Origin of the sequence: Sinorhizobium garamanticum (assembly GCF_029892065.1) — a bacterium.
Classification (GTDB): domain Bacteria; phylum Pseudomonadota; class Alphaproteobacteria; order Rhizobiales; family Rhizobiaceae; genus Sinorhizobium; species Sinorhizobium garamanticum.
This window is the reverse complement of sequence record NZ_CP120373.1, coordinates 2,220,262-2,239,498: the sequence shown is the minus strand read 5'-3', so window position 1 is coordinate 2,239,498 and position 19,237 is coordinate 2,220,262. Positions and strand designations below refer to the sequence as shown.

General features: G+C 63.0%; 16 protein-coding genes. 2 read left to right on the top strand and 14 right to left on the bottom strand.

Features of this window, described 5'->3' with window-relative positions; genetic code table 11:
- Positions 1 to 45: 45 nt before the first annotated feature.
- Entirely contained in the window at positions 46 to 1,071 is a 1,026-nt protein-coding gene (locus PZN02_RS10365) for a GlxA family transcriptional regulator (protein WP_280657921.1), read from the top strand.
- Positions 1,072 to 1,210: 139 nt separating this feature from the next.
- Here the strand turns inward: PZN02_RS10365 and PZN02_RS10360 are convergent, their stop codons facing one another.
- The 6 genes from PZN02_RS10360 to PZN02_RS10335 form a co-directional block, all read right to left on the bottom strand.
- The gene (locus PZN02_RS10360; protein ID WP_280657920.1) at positions 1,211 to 2,803 is read right to left on the bottom strand and encodes a BCCT family transporter; all 1,593 of its coding nucleotides are present in this window, start codon (positions 2,801 to 2,803) and stop codon (positions 1,211 to 1,213) included.
- A gap of 316 nt (positions 2,804 to 3,119) precedes the next feature.
- Positions 3,120 to 4,019, bottom strand: coding sequence for a succinate--CoA ligase subunit alpha (sucD, locus tag PZN02_RS10355; protein ID WP_225106328.1), 900 nt, complete (start codon positions 4,017 to 4,019; stop codon positions 3,120 to 3,122).
- 13 nt (positions 4,020 to 4,032) lie between these two features.
- On the bottom strand, positions 4,033 to 5,217 hold the full coding sequence (locus tag PZN02_RS10350; protein ID WP_280657919.1) for a malate--CoA ligase subunit beta: 1,185 nt from the start codon (positions 5,215 to 5,217) through the stop codon (positions 4,033 to 4,035).
- Between the two features lie 11 nt (positions 5,218 to 5,228).
- Complete coding sequence (locus tag PZN02_RS10345; RefSeq protein ID WP_280657918.1) at positions 5,229 to 6,170, bottom strand: HpcH/HpaI aldolase/citrate lyase family protein; 942 nt, start codon at positions 6,168 to 6,170, stop codon at positions 5,229 to 5,231.
- Between the two features lie 20 nt (positions 6,171 to 6,190).
- The gene (locus tag PZN02_RS10340) at positions 6,191 to 7,381 is read right to left on the bottom strand and encodes an aminotransferase class V-fold PLP-dependent enzyme (protein WP_280657917.1); all 1,191 of its coding nucleotides are present in this window, start codon (positions 7,379 to 7,381) and stop codon (positions 6,191 to 6,193) included.
- Between the two features lie 320 nt (positions 7,382 to 7,701).
- Complete coding sequence (locus PZN02_RS10335) at positions 7,702 to 8,343, bottom strand: response regulator transcription factor (RefSeq protein ID WP_280657916.1); 642 nt, start codon at positions 8,341 to 8,343, stop codon at positions 7,702 to 7,704.
- A 352-nt stretch (positions 8,344 to 8,695) separates the two neighbouring features.
- Between PZN02_RS10335 and PZN02_RS10330 the strand changes: the two genes are divergently transcribed.
- Entirely contained in the window at positions 8,696 to 10,972 is a 2,277-nt protein-coding gene (locus PZN02_RS10330; protein ID WP_280657915.1) for a CDC48 family AAA ATPase, read from the top strand.
- A 71-nt stretch (positions 10,973 to 11,043) separates the two neighbouring features.
- Here the strand turns inward: PZN02_RS10330 and PZN02_RS10325 are convergent, their stop codons facing one another.
- The 8 genes from PZN02_RS10325 to PZN02_RS10290 all read right to left on the bottom strand — a co-directional run bounded on the left by PZN02_RS10325 (position 11,044) and on the right by PZN02_RS10290 (position 19,086).
- Positions 11,044 to 12,072 (bottom strand): trans-3-hydroxy-L-proline dehydratase, encoded by a 1,029-nt coding sequence (locus PZN02_RS10325; protein WP_280657914.1) that lies wholly within the window; start codon positions 12,070 to 12,072, stop codon positions 11,044 to 11,046.
- Between the two features lie 29 nt (positions 12,073 to 12,101).
- The gene (gene lhpI / locus PZN02_RS10320) at positions 12,102 to 13,793 is read right to left on the bottom strand and encodes a cis-3-hydroxy-L-proline dehydratase (RefSeq protein ID WP_280657913.1); all 1,692 of its coding nucleotides are present in this window, start codon (positions 13,791 to 13,793) and stop codon (positions 12,102 to 12,104) included.
- Positions 13,790 to 14,791 carry a 4-hydroxyproline epimerase gene (locus tag PZN02_RS10315; protein WP_280657912.1) on the bottom strand — a complete coding sequence of 334 codons (1,002 nt, stop codon included), beginning with the start codon at positions 14,789 to 14,791 and terminating at the stop codon, positions 13,790 to 13,792. Before PZN02_RS10315 ends, lhpI begins: the two co-directional genes overlap by 4 nt.
- Positions 14,792 to 14,804: 13 nt before the next feature.
- Positions 14,805 to 16,055: an NAD(P)/FAD-dependent oxidoreductase gene (locus tag PZN02_RS10310; protein WP_280657911.1), complete on the bottom strand. Its 1,251-nt coding sequence runs from the start codon at positions 16,053 to 16,055 to the stop codon at positions 14,805 to 14,807.
- A gap of 7 nt (positions 16,056 to 16,062) precedes the next feature.
- A complete protein-coding gene (locus tag PZN02_RS10305; protein ID WP_280657910.1) occupies positions 16,063 to 16,785 on the bottom strand; it encodes an amino acid ABC transporter ATP-binding protein in 723 nt (240 codons plus the stop codon).
- A complete protein-coding gene (locus tag PZN02_RS10300) occupies positions 16,778 to 17,428 on the bottom strand; it encodes an amino acid ABC transporter permease (protein ID WP_280657909.1) in 651 nt (216 codons plus the stop codon). The genes PZN02_RS10305 and PZN02_RS10300 overlap by 8 nt, the downstream gene beginning before the upstream one ends.
- Positions 17,429 to 17,440: 12 nt before the next feature.
- On the bottom strand, positions 17,441 to 18,106 hold the full coding sequence (locus PZN02_RS10295) for an amino acid ABC transporter permease (RefSeq protein ID WP_280657908.1): 666 nt from the start codon (positions 18,104 to 18,106) through the stop codon (positions 17,441 to 17,443).
- Positions 18,107 to 18,279: 173 nt separating this feature from the next.
- On the bottom strand, positions 18,280 to 19,086 hold the full coding sequence (locus PZN02_RS10290) for an ABC transporter substrate-binding protein (RefSeq protein ID WP_280657907.1): 807 nt from the start codon (positions 19,084 to 19,086) through the stop codon (positions 18,280 to 18,282).
- Positions 19,087 to 19,237: the final 151 nt, after the last annotated feature.

The window sequence follows — 19,237 nt, the reverse complement described above, 5'->3', positions numbered from 1 at the left end:
ATATGTCGCGGATCGAGCCATTCGGCCGTCGGGGGAGAATCTTGGATGAGACTAGTGAGCGCAGAACAGCGTCTGTTTGCCTTCTACCTTGTGCCGGAATTCACGTTGCTGGCGTTCTCTTCCGCGGTCGAGGCCCTGCGGTTGGCAAACGCAGTCGTCGGTTACGAAGCCTACGCCTGGCGAGTGGTCTCTTCCGACGGGGCCAAGGTCCGCGCGAGCTGCGGCCTCACGCTTGAAGCTGACGACTCGGTAGCGGTTGAACGCCAGCATCTCAGCAGCCGACTGCGCCCCTCGGTATCCGTCATTTGCGGAGGAAAGCACGTGGAGCGCCACGTCGACCGTGCGGCCGATGCATGGCTGCGCGAATGTCGCAATCGCGGCGTCGCCGTCGCGGGCCTGTGCACCGGCGCCCATGTCCTGGCGAGAGCCGGACTGCTCGACGAGCGGAAATGCGCGATCCACTGGGAGAATCAACCCGGATTTGTCGAGCGCTTTGGGGCGGCTAACGCCAGCACTGGGATCTACGAAGTCGACGGTAACATCTATACCTGCGCCGGCGGGTCCGCTTCCTTCGATATGATGCTGCACATCATTGGCCGCGATTTCGACGAGAGCGTTGTGAGTGGCATATGCGAACTCGCGCTTGTCGACCGCGTGCGAGAGCCCGGGGAGCGGCAGCGCCTTCCCTTCGCCCAACGCATTGGGGTTCGAGATCCCATCGTGTTGAAGCTGGTCGAGAAGATGGAGAAGAGCCTTACCGAGCCGATGCAAGTGGAAGAGCTTACCGCTTCAATCGGCCTTTCACGGCGCCAGGTCGAGCGACTGTTCCGCAACGAGCTGCGCTGTTCGCCGGCGCGGTATTATTTGAAGCTCCGTCTCGAGCGCGCCCAACTGCTGCTGGTGCAGTCAACGATGCCTGTCGTGGAAGTCGCCATCGCCTGTGGCTTCGTGTCAGCTTCCCATTTTTCCAAGTGCTACCGTGAGACGTTTGGGTGTTCACCGCAGGAAGCGCGAGGCCGCCTCATGAGAATGCCGGCGGCGCGTCCGGCCGCATGTGCGTCCGCCGCGTGACGCATCCTTCACGTCGCGGATCACGCCACGGCAAGTAGTCCAACGGGGCCGACAAACCCCGCAATCTCTTCGCGTTTCAATTGGAGTCCCTCTTTGCACCGTCGGTCCCGGACCGACGGTGCAGCTGAACGATCTCAACTCACGACACGGCTTCAGGTACAAGCCCGGGAGCCTCGTCTGTTCCCGTGCCCGGCATTGCGGATGTTGGCACGGGACGCTGCGCCCTTCCCTCTTCGAGCTCATCGAGAAGGGCATGCCATAGCGAAATGCAAAGCCCGACCATCACCAGTAGGAACGGTGCGGCCGCGATGATCGACGCGGTCTGGAGGCCCTGAAGCCCGCCCATGACCAGAAGCACCGCGGCCGAGGCACCGGCAAGCACGCCCCAAAGGACGACAACACCACGCTTTGGCTCCAGTGCCCCGCGTGATGAAAGCATTCCCATCACGACCGCGCCTGCGTCCGCGCCCGAGATGAAGAAGATCGCGACCAGAAAGATGGCGATCAACGATGTCAGCCAGGCGAATGGATATTGCGCCAGAAGGGCAAAGAGCGAGACCGCTGCGCCTTGGTTGTTGACGGCATCGACGATCCCGCCGGCACCGAAGAGCTCGGAATGAAGTGCCGTGCCGCCCAGGATCGTGAACCAGATGAAAGTGACGCCGCTCGGGATCAGGATCACGCCGGTCACGAACTCCTTGATCGTGCGACCGCGCGAGATCCGCGCGATGAACACGCCGACGAAGGGCGCCCAGGATATCCACCAGGCCCAATAGAAAATGGTCCAGCTGCCCAGCCATTTGCCGTCGCTGAAGGCTGCCGTGCGCAACGACATGGACACGAGGTCGCTCAGATAGAATCCTAGCGATTCGGTGAACGTGTTGAACATGAAGATCGTTGGTCCGATGCACACCAGGAACACCAGCAGCAGCATTGCGATGATCATGTTCATGTTGGAGAGGAACTGGATCCCCTTGCCCACGCCAGACACCGCCGAGAGTATGAACAGCACCGTCATGACCCCGATGATCGTCAGCGCGATGGCGTTGGAAACGCCCGTACCCCAGAGAAAGTTCATACCGCTGTTGATCTGCTGTGCGCCAAGACCGAGCGAGGTGGCGGTTCCGAACAGTGTTGCAATCAGCGCAAGCACGTCGATCGCCTTGCCGATCGGCCCGCTTGCGGCCTCGCCGAGGATCGGCGTGAAGGCAGCGGAAATCAGGTTCGGCTTTCCCTTGCGGAAGGTGAAATAGGCGATGGCAAGACCAACCACCGCGTAGATGGCCCAGGGATGAAGCGCCCAATGGAAATAGGAATACTTCATCGCAACAAGAGCCGCCTCGAGGGTCCTTGGCTCGGCCTGCCCATGGGGCGGACCTGCAAAGTGGTAGATTGGCTCCGCGACGCCCCAGAACATCAGCCCAATGCCCATGCCGACGCTGAACATCATGCAGATCCACGAGGCGGTGCGAAATTCCGGGCGCTCGTCGTCCTGTCCCAGGCGGATCTTGCCGAAGCGGCTCACGGCCAGGAACAGAGCAAAAACCAGGAAGCCGGCAGAAGAGACGACGAAACCCCAGCCAAAGTCGGCGATGATGGCATCGAGTACCACCTTCGAGACCGAGGACAGGCTTTCAGGGAATACGGTCCCCCAGCCGACAAATCCAAGGATGATGAACATGGCCGGCCAGAATACAGCCGGGTCGATCCCACTCGGTCGTGATCGCTCCATTTTTGCTCCTCCCACAGCGCCGCGCGTCCTGTCAGACGCGCAAAAGGACGCTGTAATACTTTGAATTGCTGCATGTTTTCCCCCTGAACCGGCTGCGATTTAGGGAAAACATGCGGTAGTTAACCTCCAGGCCGCCGATGGCCATTCATAAGATCCCGTCCCGTGGATCGCGGCTCGATATGCGGCAGAACAACGACGTTTTTGACATCCGTCAGTGGAACCCGCCGCCGACGAGCGTCCCTGTCGAAGCGCACGGCAGGCGCGCGCTCCGCTTCTCCCGCTCAGGGACGCGTCACCAGCAGGCGGGGCTTTGCAATCAGGCAGCCTTAGTCATGGCCGCCAATACATCCGCCACCGTCTCGCCGAACGAGGACGGCGTCGGCACGATCGTGACGCCCGCGCCCTTGAGGATCTCGACCTTTTCCTGGGCCGATTCCCCGAAGGCGGAGATGATCGCGCCGGCATGACCCATGCGGCGGCCCTTCGGTGCTGAAAGGCCGGCGATATAGGCGATCAGCGGCTTCTTCATGTGGTCCCGCGCCCAAAGCGCGGCCTCCGCCTCCTGAGGGCCGCCGATCTCGCCGATCATTAGAACCGCATCGGTGTCGGGATCCTTCTCGAAGAGTTCGAGCATGTCCTTGAAAGAGGATCCGTTGACCGGGTCGCCGCCGATGCCGACCGAGGTGGACACGCCGATGCCGAGCGCCTTCATCTGGCTTGCCGCTTCATAGCCGAGCGTGCCGGATCGGCCGACGATGCCGATACGGCCAGGCAGGTAAATCGACCCCGGCATGATGCCCATCAGCGCCTCGCCGGGCGTGATCATGCCGGCGCAGTTCGGGCCGATCAGCGTCATGCGATCCTCGAAGCGGTAACGCCGCATATATCGTTTGACCCTGGTCATGTCCTGGGAGGGAATGCCGTCGGTGATGCAGACGCAGAGCCGGATACCGGCGTCCGCCGCCTCCATGATCGAGTCGGCAGCAAAGGGCGGCGGCACGAACACGATCGAGGCCTCCGCGCCGGTCTCCTGCACCGCGCCCTTCACCGTATTGAAGACCGGCAAGCCGAGATGGGTATGGCCGCCCTTTCCGGGGGTCACGCCGCCCACGACATTGGTGCCGTAACGCTTCATGTCTTCCGCGTGGAAGCTGCCGATCTTGCCGGTGAAGCCCTGCACGATGACGCGGGTGTTCCTGTCGAGTAGGATGGACATGTCTCGGACTCCCTCAAGCAGCTTTGGTAGCGGTGTAGGAACGCCATGCGCCGACCGCCTTTTCGGCGGCCTCCGCCAGCGTTTCCGCGATGATGATGTTCTCGCCGGATTCGGCGAGGATGCGCCGCCCCTCTTCCATGTTGGTGCCGGAGAGGCGCACCACGAGCGGAACCGGTACGCCGACTTCGCGCAATGCCTTGATCACGCCCTCTGCCACCCAGTCGCAGCGGTTGATGCCGGCAAAGATGTTGACGAGGATCGTCTCGACTTGCCTGTCCCTGAGTACGGCGCGGAACGATTTCGCCACGCGCTCGGGCGAAGCACCACCTCCGATGTCGAGGAAGTTCGCGGGCTCACCGCCGGCGATCTTGATCATGTCCATGGTCGCCATCGCCAGGCCCGCACCGTTGATGATGCAGCCGATATTGCCGTCGAGGCCGACATAGGAAAGGCCGCGGTCGGATGCGTAGGTCTCGCGCGGATCCTCCTGGCTCTTGTCGCGCATCTCCGCGATTTGAGGCCGGCGGAAGAGCGCGTTCTCGTCGAAGCTCATCTTCGCGTCGAGGGCCACGAGATCACCCCGGCGGGTCACGACCAGCGGGTTGATCTCCAGCATCGAGGCATCGTAGTCGACGAAGGCGCGGTAGCAGCCCATGAGCGTCTGCGTGGCGCGGCCGACGAGCGCATTGTCGATACCCAGGCCGAAGGCGATCTCGCGGGCCTGGAAATCCTGCATGCCCACGCCCGGATCGACGGTGGCGCGGATGATGGAGTCGGGTTCGGCCTCGGCGATCTCTTCGATCTCCATACCGCCGGAGGACGACGCGACGATCATGATCCGTTCGGATTTGCGGTCGAGCACGAAGCCGAGATAGATCTCACGTTCGATGTCCATCGCCTCCTCGACGTAGAGACGACTGACCAGCTTGCCCTGCGGGCCGGTCTGGTGCGTCACCAGCTTGGCGCCGAGCATGGCGTCGGCAGCCGCGGCGATCTCATGGTCGGACGAGCAGAGCTTGATGCCGCCCGCCTTGCCGCGCGCGCCGGAATGAATCTGCGCCTTCACGACCCAGCGGTCGCCGCCAATCTCGCTTGCGCGATAGGCCGCCTGTTCGGGGCTGTAGGCCAGCCCGCCGCGTGGAATGTGGATCTGGTAGCGGGATAGAAGTTCCTTGGCCTGGTATTCGTGAATGTCCATATCTGCCTCCCTCAGCGGCTGGCGATGATTGCTTCGTGGGTGGCGAGCACGTTGCGCGCCATGCGCTCGGATGCGGCGTCGATCATCTTGCCGTCGAGCGATGCGGCACCCTTGCCCTGGCTCTCGGCAAGCTTCAGCGCGTCGATGATGCGGCGGGCACGATCGACCTCCTTCTCGGGTGGGGAGAAGATGTCGTTGGCAAGCGCGATCTGGCTCGGGTGGATCGCCCATTTGCCCTCGATCCCGAGCGCGGCGGCACGACGGGCGGCGGCCTTGTAGCCCTCGGGATCGGAGAAGTCGCCGAAGGGTCCGTCGATGGCGCGCAGTCCATAGGCACGGCACGCGACCGTCATGCGCGACAGCCCGAAATGCCACTGGTCGCCGGGATAATCCGGGTTGAGCCCGCCGATGTTGACCGTGCGGGCCTTGAGGCTCGCGGCATAGTCGGCGACGCCGAAATGCAGCGCCTCGAGCCGCCCGCCGAAGGAAGCGATGGCTTCGACATTGGCCATGCCGAGCGCGGTCTCGATCAGCGCCTCGAGCCCGACGCGGGTCTTGTAGCCCTTGGCGATCTCAATCTGGTTGACCATGGCTTCGACCATGTAGAGATCTGCCGGCACGCCGACCTTTGGCACGAGCAGCGTGTCGATCCGGTCGCCGGCCTGCTCCATGAGATCAACGACGTCACGATACATATAGTGGGTGTCGAGGCCATTGATGCGGACGGAGATGGTCTTGCCGCGGCCGTGCCAGTCGATCTGATTGAGCGCGGCGACAATGTTGGCGCGGGCACGCTCCTTGTCCGGCGGCGCCACCGCGTCCTCGATATCGAGGAAAATGTAGTCGGCCTCCGAATTGGCCGCCTTCTCGATCATCTCCGGATTCGAGCCCGGAACCGCGAGTTCGCTGCGCTGTAAGCGGAGGCGGCGGAGATGGTTTATCGTGTGGCTCATGAATGTCTCCCCTCTTCTGTTCAGGCCGCCTTGGCGGTTGCCGTCGCGGCAGCGGAACGGAACTGCTTGATCGCGGCACCGACGCCGGAACCGGGCTCAATCGCTACGCCGCAATCGAGCAGCGTCAGTTCGGCGGCCGAGAGCGCGGCGAGCACCATCACCTCGTTCAGCGATCCCAGATGGCCGATGCGGAAGACCTTGCCCGCCACCTTGCTGAGCCCGCTGCCGAGCGAGGTATTGTAGGTTCGATAGGCGTGGCGGATGACCTCGGCGCCATCGATCCCTTCCGGCAACTGGATCGCCGACACCGTGTCGGAATGCCACTTCGGCTCGGTCGCGCAGAGCCTGAGGCCCCAGGCGGAAACCGCGGCCCGCACGCCGTTGGCGAGATGGTGGTGACGCGCGAAGATATTTTCGAGGCCTTCCTCGAAGATCAGGTCGAGCGCAGCGCGTAGGCCCCGCAGGAGCTGAGTCGGCGGCGTGTAGGGAAAGTAGCCGGTATCGTTGGTCTTGATCATGTCCTCGAAGGAGAAGTAGCAGCGCATGTGACGCGCGGTCTTGGCCGCTTCCAGCGCCTTCTGGCTGACCGAAAGGAAGCCGAGCCCGGCGGGCAGCATGAAACCCTTCTGCGAGCCGGAGACGGCGCAATCGACACCCCATTCGTCCTGGCGGAAATCGATGGAGCCGATCGAGGAGACACCGTCGACGAAGAGCAGCGCCGGGTGGCCGCAAGCATCGAGCGCCGCGCGAACAGCCGCGACATCCGAGGTCACGCCGGTCGCGGTTTCGTTATGCGTGACGAAGACGGCCTTGATCCTGTGCGCCTTGTCGGCGGCGAGCCGCTCGGCATAGAGCTCGACCGGCACGCCCGTTCCCCATTCCCTGTCGATGCAATCGACCTCGAAGCCGAGGCGCTCGGCCATGTCGACCCAGAGATGGGAGAACTGACCGAAGCGGCTCATCAGTACCCGGTCGCCCGGGGAGAGCACGTTGGTCATCGCCGCTTCCCAGGCGCCAGTGCCCGATGAAGGATAGATGAAGACGCGGCCGTCGTGGTTCTTGAAAACCTTCTTGACGTCGGCAAGGAGCGGCAATGTCAACAAGGGATATCGAGGGGAGCGCATGTCTTCCATCGGCAGGTTCATGGCCTGGCGAACCTGCTCGGGAATGTTGGTGGGGCCGGGAATGAAGAGATGATTGTAGCCTGGCATGGTTCCTCCAAGTGACCGCGGACGAGATTTGATTGCGGTGCTCAGGCTGCCTTTCGGGCGACCACCACACAACACTCGCTCTGGCAGAAAGGAATGCCGGACGGGCAGCGCAATTTCGGCCCGGGCGGGTGGCGGTTTCGGAAAACGGGTAGGCAATCCCTACCCGGACAGCCAACCCTGACGAAAGCTGGCCCAACCCTCGAGACGAAGCGGTGCTGCCACCTAGTCGGGGCAAAGCTTTTGCTGATGACGGGTGCAGCACGCGTGGCGCACAGGGATTGTCGCTACCCGTCGCCGGGTTCTGGATGGAGATTGCGCGCTTATGTTTGAATGCGCCGCCGTTCCTTGGCGTAGATCGCGACCGCCATCGCCCGGTTTCGGACCTGGAGCTTGTCGTACAGATTCTTGAGGTGATATTTCACGGTGTTTTCGGATATGCCGGTCCGCGCTGCAATCTGAGTATTGCTCCAGCCGTCGGCCAGCATGGACAACAGCTCGTTCTCACGGGACGTGAGCTGCGAAAACGGTGAATGCGGCACCTTCGCGAGAACGGTATAAGGGATACAAATGCGCCCTTTCATCACCGCCGTTAGCGTGGCGAAAAGGATCTCCGGATCTTCGAACTGGTAACAAAGCCCATTTACGCCGAGCCGGATTGTTTCGCTTACGACGGCCGGGTTATGGCTTTCAGCGAAGAGCACGATCCTCGGGTCGAAACCGAGCCGCTCCAGATCGGCGAGCACATCTGGCGCCTCCGCATCGATAAGTTGCCAGCTCAGCAACACGCAATCCGCTTCGATCGACCCAAGCTTCTCGCATAACTCCGCAGACGAGCTGGCGGTGCCGACGATCGAGAACTTGGTGTTCTCCGAAAAGAGCCCGCGCAGTGCGGCAATGACAAGTGGATTGCGTTCTGCAATCAACACGCGTCCTCCGGCTTCCTGCGGTGTCAGTATCACCATGCGCCATATCCTCATTTGACGCTGACAGACCCGATTTCAGCGGCTGAAACCTATCACTCCCATCCGCTTTGGTTTTTTCGACAAGCGACGAAACTTGGCTTATTCGCCCCCCAGGGCCAGGCCGCCCTCTGTTATCGAGAGCGTATCAGTCACCGCTTTCAGGTTCTTTGACTATACTTCAGGCTCTCTTGACCATTTTGTATTGCCTAACTTGAAATCAGCTTGTTCGGGCCATGCCGAAACGCTGACGCGCGAGCTGGAAATGCCTGTCCGCAACCATATGTTTGGTCGTATAACTGATCTGCACTGCACTCGTCCCTCTTTCAGACCTTGTCCGAGCCCGGAGAGTTCAATGGCACAATCCCAAGACAACACCGTCAAGCTTCAGGTCGCAAATACCCGTCCCGAAGACTCCGGAGGACCATTCGCGAGAATTACGCCGAGGATCATGTCCGCGCTCGGAGTCGAAGAAGGCGACATAATCGAGATTGTCGGGAAACGTCATACGGGTGCGATCGCTTTCCGGGGCTACGCTGAGGACGAGGGCCTCAACATCATTAGATTGGACGGCCTGCAGCGTGTGAACGCCGGCGCAACCAGCGGCGACTATGTGGAGGTTCACAAGGTGGATGCGCGACCTGCCCAGCGGGTCGTTCTCGCCCCTGCCCAGAAGAACCTTCGGCTGCAGGGATCGGGCGAAGCGCTTCAGCGTACGTTCTTTCGCCGCCCGATGGCTGCCGGGGATGTGATCTCGACGTCCGTACACCAACGCATCAGTCGCAACGTCCGCACGGAGCATGACATCATGCGCGGCTTGGTCGAGCTTCCAGCCTATGGTCTCCAGGAGATCCGTCTGGTCGTCGTGTCGACCCAGCCGCGCGGCATCGTCACGATGGGAGAAAATACCGTCGTCGAACTGCGACCGGAATACGAAGAGCCCAAGGAGGCCAGACGGGCCGACGTCACCTATGATGACATCGGCGGCCTCGGAAACGCAGTCGATCAAGTGCGGGAAATGGTGGAGCTGCCGCTTCGACATCCGGAGCTGTTCCAGCGCCTTGGCATCGATCCCCCGAAGGGCGTGCTGCTTCACGGCCCTCCGGGAACGGGCAAGACACTTCTGGCGCGGGCGGTTGCAAACGAAACCGAAGCTCATTTCTATCATATCGCCGGGCCGGAAATCATGGGGAGCCAATATGGTGAATCCGAACAACGGTTGCGCCAGGTGTTCGAGGAGGCGGCCAAGAACGCTCCTTCCATCATCTTTCTCGACGAGATCGACTCGATCGCGCCGAAACGGGAGAAAGTGACCGGCGAAGTGGAACGCCGGATCGTGGCACAGCTCTTGACTTTGATGGACGGTCTCGAGCCCAGGCAGAACATCGTCGTCATCGGTGCCACCAATCGCCGTGATTCAATTGACGAAGCGCTGAGACGTCCAGGCCGCTTCGATCGCGAGATCGTCATCGGAGTGCCGGATCAGAAAGGCAGGCGCGAGGTTCTTGCAATCCACACGCGCGGCATGCCTCTGGCGGAAGACGTCGACCTCGACGAAATTGCAAGAACCACCTACGGTTTTGTCGGCGCCGATGTCGGCGCGCTCGCGCGCGAAGCGGCGATGGATTCGCTTCGCAGGATATTGCCCGACATCAATCTCAGAGAGGGCATCCCGAGCGAGGTCCTCGAAAATCTGAGCGTCAACCAGGCTGACTTCTTGACCGCCCTGAAGCGGATACAGCCGTCAGCACTCCGCGAAATCATGATTCAAGCGCCCGACGTTCGGTGGGCTGACATCGGGGGGCTGGACGACGCGCAGATGCGGCTTCGCGAAGGGGTCGAATTGCCGTTGCGATCTCCGCAATCATTCAAGCGAATGGGCATTCGTCCGGCGAAGGGATTCCTGCTGTTCGGTCCGCCGGGGACCGGGAAGACCTTGCTGGCGAAGGCCGTCGCGCGGGAAGCGGAGGCGAATTTCGTGGCGACCAAGTCGTCCGACCTGCTTTCGAAATGGTACGGGGAGTCCGAGCAGCAGGTATCGCAGCTCTTCGAACGGGCAAGGCAGGTCGCGCCGACAGTGATCTTTATTGACGAAATCGATTCCCTTGCCCCGGCTCGGGGTGGCGGCATCGGCGAGCCCGCCGTGACCGAACGCGTGGTAAACACGTTGCTAGCGGAAATGGACGGGTTGGAAGATATGCAAGGCGTGGTCGTCATGGCGGCGACCAATCGGCCGAACCTCCTCGACCCCGCCCTGCTTCGACCTGGCCGTTTCGACGAGCTTGTCTATGTTCCGGTTCCGGATGAAAAGGGCCGGCGCAAGATTCTTGGCGTACACACGCGCAAGATGCCGCTGGCCAAGGACGTTGACCTCGACGATCTCGCGCAAAGGACCGAGCGGTTCACGGGTGCCGACCTTGAAGATCTCACCAGGCGCGCGGGTCTTATCGCGCTCAGGGAAAATCTCGACGCCCAGGACGTCACGCTGGAGCATTTCAACAAGGCGTTCGATGAAATTCGCCCGTCAGTGACGCCCGAACTCGAGCGGGAATACGAGGCGATGCTCCGTACGCTGAAACAAGAAGACCCGCAGCGACAGCAGATCGGATTCTTGCCTAGAAAAGGCGGCTGAACCTGCCTGTCTGGAGCGCCGCGCGTCGTGTCGGACGCACAAAGGACGCCCTTGCCGCGATCGAAACCGGCTCAGCGGGCGCCCCAGGTGTCGGTCAGCCGGTAACCCTCGGGCCAGGGATCGGAAGGGTCGAGCATGTGCTGATGAACGCCGGTGATCCAGGCGCGGCCCGAGATTTCCGGCAGGATCGCCGGCCGACTGCCGACCTCGGTAGTGCCCACGATCCGGCCTGTAAAGGTCGAGCCTATCAGCGATACCGCCGTCAGCCTGTCCTCCGGGCCCATCTCGCCGCGGGCGTGCAACACCGCCATGCGTGCCGAAAGCGCCGTGCCGGTGGGCGAGCGGTCGACCTTGCCCGGCTGGATGGCGACGGCCGCTCCGGCGCGCAGGCCCTCCGCAGTGCGCTCCACGGGACCCGCGAAGAGGCAGAAGGAGAAATGCCGCCAGCCAGGATTTTCGGGGTGGTGAAAACCGAACTGCGCATTGGCGGCATTGGTGATCCTTACGCCGAGGCGAGCGATATCATAGGCCTCGCCCGGCTTGAGGCTGAAGCCCATTGCGGCAGCATCGACGATAACGAAGCTGTCGCCGCCATAGGCGGTGTCGACGGTCAGCGTACCGAGGCCCTCGACCTCAAGCTTTGCGTCCAGCCGCTCCGCAAAGCTCGGCAGGTTCTGCACGAAGATGCGCTCGGCCTTGCCGTTGCGGCATTCGGCTCGGACGCGCACGAGACCGCCCGGTGCTTCGAGCGTGATCTCCGTCACCGGCTCCTGCATAGGGAGGATGCCGCTGTCGAGGAGCACCGTAGAGACGCAGATCGAATTCGAACCGGACATGGGCGGCGTGTCTTCCGGTTCCATGATGATGAAGGCGGCATCGGCGTCCGGGTGCTTTGGCGGAACCAGCAGATTGACGTGGCGGAAGACACCGCCGCGCGGTTCGTTGAGGACGAATTTGCGCAACGTCTGGTCGCGGGCGATCCAGCGGCTCTGTTCCCAGATCGTCTCGCCCGGCGGAGGCGCAACGCCGCCGACGATCACATCGCCCACCTCGCCTTCGGCGTGGGCGGAGATGACATGAATGGTTTTCGTGCTGCGCATCGCGAACTCCTTTCAGGATAACCAGTCGCTCAGGATAACCAGTCGGGCAGCCGTGCCGGGACGCGCCCGGTCAGAGCCGCGGTGATGCAATCGGCGAGGCTGCCGAAGCGCACAGTGCGGCCGGAGAGACCGGGACCGTAATGGGCGTATTTGCCCGAATTGGTGATCAGCGCGCGGGTTTTGGTCGGGAACACCGGTTCGGAAATCGAGCACCAGCAGAGATCCGGCAGAACCTGCACGCCGCTCATCTCGAGCCGGGCGAGCGTACCGTCGCTGCGCGCCACGGCGATGACCTGGTGCGCGGCGGTGACGATCACCACCACCTCGGGATGCCGCATGCGCCCGCCAAGCGCATCCGCCAGGGCGCGACATTCCCCAAGCGAGGCATGCGGGCTGCCGATGGCGACGAGTTCCACCTCGTCCGGTCCGTCGTTCAAGCTCGACCAGGCGGCGGCCATTTCGGCACGGGTGATGGTCGCGTGGTCGGCGTCTTCGGCCGCTGCGCCATCCGCCTCGGGCGTGACGCCATCCACATGCAGCATCGGCGCGGCGGAGGTGGTGCCGAAAGCGGCGCAGAGCGCCTTGAGGTCGTCGCGCGTGGGCTGCCCCGCGGCGAGCCCGCGCAGGAGCGGTATACGATCCGGCGCGGCGCGACCGGCGAGATAACCAACCAGCGGCCAGAAAGCATCGTCTACGCCTCCGGGCAGGTCGACGTCGATCACGCGTCGGGCCTTCCTATGTTCGTCCAGGTAGACGCCGGAGCGTGGCGCGCGCCCGGTCAGCGCGATGCAAAGGTCGAGAAAATCCGGATGCTTCGCCGTCCGTGCGCCGATAACGCTATTGGCGAAGATCACGGCGTTGGATTCCGCCCAGGCGATCAATTCGCCGGCGCGCGGTGCGCTGTCGAGCAGATAGGGCGAGCAGGTGAAGGTCGGACGACAGCCCATGCGGACATAGGCGTCGGCCAGTCGCGCCGCCGGGTCGCCGAAGGCGGCCGGCACGCCCTGCGCCTGCCAGTTGGCGCGGTCGACCGAAATGGCGTTCATGGTCGTCGGCACGCGGACTTTCGCCCCCATCGCCGCCATCTTCTCGGCAAAGGTCAGGTTCGCCGGGCCCGCATAAATGCACCCGTCGATGTGGCCCTGCACCACGTCCACGAGCCCTTCTGCTCCCTGCTGCGCCGCCATGGCGCAGATAATGCGCATGGCCTGCTGGACCGCGACGCCGTCGCGGCCATCCAGCATGGCGCGATCGCTCTCGGAAAGGTCGAGCGCGGCCGTGGCCGGCGGCTCGACCGTGATCGCCAGGCCATCGGTCTCGATCGCTGTGTTGCTGATCCGTGCTGTCTTTACTTGCGAAAGCGCTTCAAAGGCCGGGCGCGAGACCCGTAATACCGGCAGCGGCTTGCCGAACATTTCAGCGGCGATCAGCGCGCCGAGGGTCAGGACGTCCTCGGCTTCGCAGAATACCAGCGCGGCTGGGGCGCGACCCGTCAGCGCGAGTTCGAGCAGGACGCCCGAGCCAGTGCAGGAGCCGCGGCTCGACGGCATCAGCAGGATTGCGCCGGTCAGACAGTTGCCGTGCAGCGGATGGCGCACATCAATTACCCGGCCCGTCGCCGGGTCGACCCCGCCCCAGAAGCTCAGCGCCTCCACGGCGGCGACGATGGGGCCATGGGCGGTGCCGCCCAGAATGCTGCGAGCGGAGATCGATTGGGTCATTTTACGACAAAGCCGTGAGCAAAGGGATCGCGGTCGTCGATGAAGATCGTGTTTATGCCGGTCATCCGCGCCCATCCAGCGATGGAAGGAATGATGGCGTCGCGATCCGCAACCTTGGTCTCAGCCTCGATCCGGCCCTTGAACAGCGAGCCGATGATCGATTCATGCACGAACTCGTCGGCAACCTTGAGCTTGCCTTTGGCGGCGAGCTGCGCCATGCGCGCCGAGGTGCCGGTACCGCAGGGCGAACGGTCGATGGCCTTTTCGCCGTAGAACACGGCGTTGCGCCCATGCGCCTCCGCCTGCGTCGGCTTGCCTGTCCATTGAATGTGGCTGAGGCCCCGGATCTCCGGATGCCCGGGGTGGACGAATTCATATTTGGCGTTCAATGCGGCGCGCAGCTTCGGGCTCCAGCCGACAAGTTCGCCAGCCGTATGGTCGGCCATGTCCCGAAAATTCTTTTGCGGCTCGACGATGGCATAAAAGTTGCCGCCATAGGCAACGTCGACGACGATTTCACCCAGGCCTTCGACTTCGGCGGTCAATCCCTCGGCATAGAGAAACCCGGGCACGTTGGTCAGGCGTACCTCCTCGACGAAGCGGCCCTCCTGGCGATAGGTGATGTCCACCTTGCCGGCCGGCGCGTCGATCGACAGCTTGCCGGGCTCGCGCGGGGTGATCAGCCCGTTCTCGATCGCCATGGTGATGGTGCCGATCGTGCCGTGACCGCACATCGGCAGGCAGCCGGAGGTCTCGATGAAGAGCACCGCGACGTCGCAGTCCGGTCGCGTCGGTGGATAGAGGATCGAACCCGACATCATGTCGTGCCCGCGCGGCTCGAACATCAGGCCCGTGCGGATCCAGTCGAATTCCTTAAGGAAGTGGGCGCGCTTCTCCAGCATGTTGGCCCCCTCCAGTCTTGGCCCGCCGCCGGAAACGAGGCGGACCGGATTGCCGCAGGTGTGGCCGTCGATGCAGGAGAAGGTGTAGGTGGCCATGGTCGCTGTCCTGTCAGAATCTCTGAGGCGAGAAGGATTGGATGTCGATGGCCGGCCTCTGGCCGGTCAAGAGATCGGCGACGAGCCGGGCGGTCCCTGCCGATTGCGTCAGGCCGAGGTGACCGTGGCCGAAGGCGTAGATCACCTGCGGCGTGGCGCGGGCGCGGCCGATCGCCGGCAGGCTGTCGGGCAGCGACGGGCGAAAGCCCATCCATTGCACGCCGCCCTCGCCTTTCAGCCCCGGCAGGAAGGTCTGCGCCTTCTTCAGCATGGCTTCCGCGCGACGATAGTTCGGCGGCAACTTCAAGCCACCGAGTTCCACGGCGCCGCCGACCCTGATGCCCGTCGAAAGCCGCGTGACGACGAAGCCGTGGCCGCCGAAGGTGACCTGGGTGCGCAGGTCGAAGGCGTTCGAGGGAAGCGTGGTATTGTAACCGCGCTCGGTCTCGAGCGGAATGCGCTCGCCAAGGGTGCGGGTGATACGGTGCGAGAAGGCGCCGGCCGCAAGCACCACGTGGCGGGCGCGTCGCGTCTTGCCGTCCGCCGCCGTCAGTTCGACCCCGCCCTCGACCGGCTTCAGTGCCGCGATCTCGGCGCGTTCGATCGCACCGCCCCCGGCGCGGAAATGGTCCGCAAGCGCCAGCGTGTAGAGCTTCGGATCGGCGATCGAGTACCAGCCAGGCGTGAAGGTGCCGTGGGCGAAGCGCGGCGCAAGGCCGGGCTGAACCTCGCGCATGGCCGAGGCGTCGAGGTGACGGAACTCGATGCCGTGCTCCGCCCGCGCCTTCCAGCCCGGCAGCGAAGCCTTCAGCTCCGCCTCGCTTTCATAGACCTGAAGATTGCCTTCCTTGCGCAGCATCGGCAAGGTGCCGGTCGCCGCAAGGAAGGGCTCCAGCTCCGCCTTTGACAGGTCCATCATCGCCGTTTGTGCTGCCGTCGAATGCGCCACCCGCTTCGGCGAGCAGGCGCGCCAGAAGCGGAACGTCCACGGTGCGATCTGTGCGGCGTAGGCAGGCGGAATGGTCAGCGGCCCGAGCGGGTCGAGCAGCCATCTCGGCGCCTTCTTGAGGATACCGGGCGAGGCGAGCGGCAGGATGTCGGTGAAGGCGAAAGCCCCGGCATTGCCGGCCGAGGCTCCGGCAGCGGGGCCTTCCCGGTCGAGCACGGTGACCGAAAGCCCCCGTGCCTGGACCGCGATTGCGGCGGAAAGGCCGACAACGCCGGCGCCGATAACGATGACGTCAGGCTGGGCTGCATCCTTCATGATCGCCTCAATGCGTTGCTGCCAAGAACTTCTGCAGTTCGGGATCCTTCGGCGCACCGAAGAGCGCATCCGGCGGCGCAATCTCTGCCATCACGCCCTTGTGGAAGAAGGCCACCCGGTCGGAAACCTCGCGGGCGAATTTCATCTCGTGCGTAACGCAGATCATCGTCATGCCCTCGGAGGCGAGCATGCGCAGCGTATCGAGCACTTCGCCGACAAGCTGGGGATCGAGCGCCGAAGTCACTTCGTCGAACAGCATGTATTCCGGTGACATGGCGAGCGCGCGGGCGATTGCCATGCGCTGCTGCTGGCCGCCCGACATGCGGTTCGGATACACCAAGAGCTTCTCGCCGAGGCCGACATGGGTGAGCTGCTTGACGGCAATCTCCTCGGCCTTGTCCTTGGAAAGGCCAAGCACCTTGCGCGGCGCCAGCATGACGTTCTCGAGAACGGTCAGGTGCGGGAAGGCGTTCCACTGCTGAAAGACGATGCCGATCTTGCGGCGCAGTTTGTTGAGGTCGGTCGTCTTGGCGTGGACCTCGGTACCATCGACCATGATGCGGCCCGCATCGATCGGCTCGAGGCCGTTGATGCAGGTGAGCAGCGTCGATTTGCCGGAGCCGGAGCCGCCGATGACCGTCACGACTTCACCCTTCTCGACGGTGAGGTCGATGCCTTTGAGAACCTCCAGCGAGCCGAAGGATTTGCGGACGTTCTGGATCTCAATCATTGGACCACCGTTTTTCAAGATAACCGCCGAGCCGGGCGATTGGGAAGCTGATGAGGAAGTAGATGGCACCGCAGATCATGAGGATGAGCAGCGGTTCCTGCAGGCGGGTGACAAGCACCTGCGAGGCGCGCAGCAGTTCGATCAGCCCGAGCCAGAGCACGAGCGCGGAATCCTTCATGACACCGAGCGTCAAGCCGATCCAGGACGGCAGCGAAACGCGGGTGGCGAGCGGCGCCACGATGTAGCGCATGTCCTGCCACCAGGTCATGCCGAGCGATCGGGCGGAGCGCCGTATCGTCGGCGGCACCGAGGCGATGCCGCCGCGCACGATCTCGGTGCAATAGGCGGCCGTATAGAGTGACAGCACCACGCAGGACGTCGTGAACGGAGGCCAGCCGAGCTTGGCGATCGACTGGAAGGCGTTGCCGAGGACGAGCTGGATCAGCAGCGGCACCGAGCGGAAGACGTCGAGCAGGAAGGTGAGCGGCGCCGACCAGTAAGGACCGACCTGGTTGCGCACGACGCCGAAGATGACACCGAGCACGGTGCCGGCAGCGACCGAGACGGTCGTGACCGCGAGCGTCATCAACGCACCCTGTGCGAGAAAGCCGAGGTCACTTAGGGTGAGGGCGGTATTGAACATCTCTCACCTCTCTCAGTAGCGGTACATGCGGGAGGCGAGCACACGCGCCGCCAGCGTCACGGCCTTGGCGATGACATAGTAGATCACGGCGGCAAGGGCGAAGAATTCGAAGGTGCGGAACGACCGCGCGTTCAGCTCCTGGGTGACGCCGGCGAGATCGGAATTCATGCCGACCGTGACGCCGAGCGACGTCATCAGGATCGCCCAGACCATCTGATTGGTGGTGGGCAGGAATGCAACGCGCAGCATCTGCGGCAGGACGATGTAGCGAAAGGCCTGCACCGGGGTCATCCCGAGCGAGCGCCCGGCGCGCGTCTGGGTGTCCGGAATGGCTTTCAGCGCACCGCGGAAATTCTCGGCAAGGTAGCCGGCATTGTTGAAGGCGATCCCGACGAGCAGCGCCGTATAGGGGCTCAGATGGATGCCGAAATTGCCGAGGCCGAAATGGGCCATGTAGATCTGGAACAGCGCCGGAGTGTTGCGGGCGATCTCGACCCAGGTGGTGGCAATGCCACCGAGGACGCGATTCCCGGACAGGCGGCAGGCCGTTAGCGCGAGCGCGAGTGCGAGGCCTATGACCATCGATAGCAGTGCCACCTGCAAGGTGATCAACGCGCCGTCGAGCATCTGCGGCAGGGCCTTCAGCGCCTGGTTCCAATGGAAGGTATAACTGAACATTTTTCGTCTCACCCCTTCGGAAACGAATAGCGGCGCGAGGCTACAGCGCCGCGCGTCTTATGAGACGCGCAAAGACCGCTGTAGCACTTTGAATTGCTGCATGTTTTTTGCTTAAATCGGCTACGATTCAAGGAAACATGCAGTAGGCCTCGCGCCGCAGAGAAGCGGCGTGATCAGCGATAGACGCCGTTGACCGTCAGTTCCGGCACCTCGCCGCCAACCCACTTTTCGTAGAGTTCCTTGTAGCGGCCGGTGCGTACCTGCTGATTGATGAACAGGTTGAGGTAGTTGATGAGGCCGTATTCTTCGCGGTTGGTGAAGAGCGCCACATAGTCGGTGTCGAACGGTGCCTTGCCAACCACGGAGATGCCGGGGAACTTGCCGGTCTTCACATTGGCCTGGGCGACGGTAGAGGTCGACACGGTGGCGTCGATCTGTCCCTGGCTCAGTGCAAGGAAGACATCAGCCTGCGTCTGGTACGGACGGAACTCACCGGCGCCCCAGGCCTTGACCTGATTTTCCAGCGCGATCGCTTCGAACGTGCCTGCCGTCGCACCGACGACCTTGCCCTTCATGTCTTCGAAGGACTTGATGCCCGACTTGTCGTTGGCAGTGACGGCCATTTCGAAGGCAAAGTACGGCATCGTCATGCCAACGGTCTTGGCGCGCTCCAGCGTGTCCGAGGTCGAGGCAACGCCGACGTCAACACGGCCCGACATGAGAGCGGGAATGCGCTCCGGGAACGGGGTTTCCACGATCTCTGCCGTTACACCGAGTGCCTTGGCAAGGTCGTTGCAATAGTCGACGTCGAAGCCGATCGGATTGTTGTTCTCGTCGCGAGAACCCATCGGCGGGAAGTCGAGCACGACGGCACAGCGCAGCGTGCCCGAGCCAATGATGTCATCAAGTTTGTCGGCATGGGCCGGGCTGGTCAGAGCCGTGGCCGCAACGAGGCCGAACGCGAGCACCGAAGTCTTCATTATCTCTCTCTCCCTGAAATGGTGTCTTACGGCGGCGCACTATTCCGCATTGGAGAGCACAAATCAATTGTAAAAATACAAGAAAAATACAAAAAGTATATAGCCTGGTGTCCAGACGCAATTAAACGGAGCTTTCCCTTGTGGAAAAGCC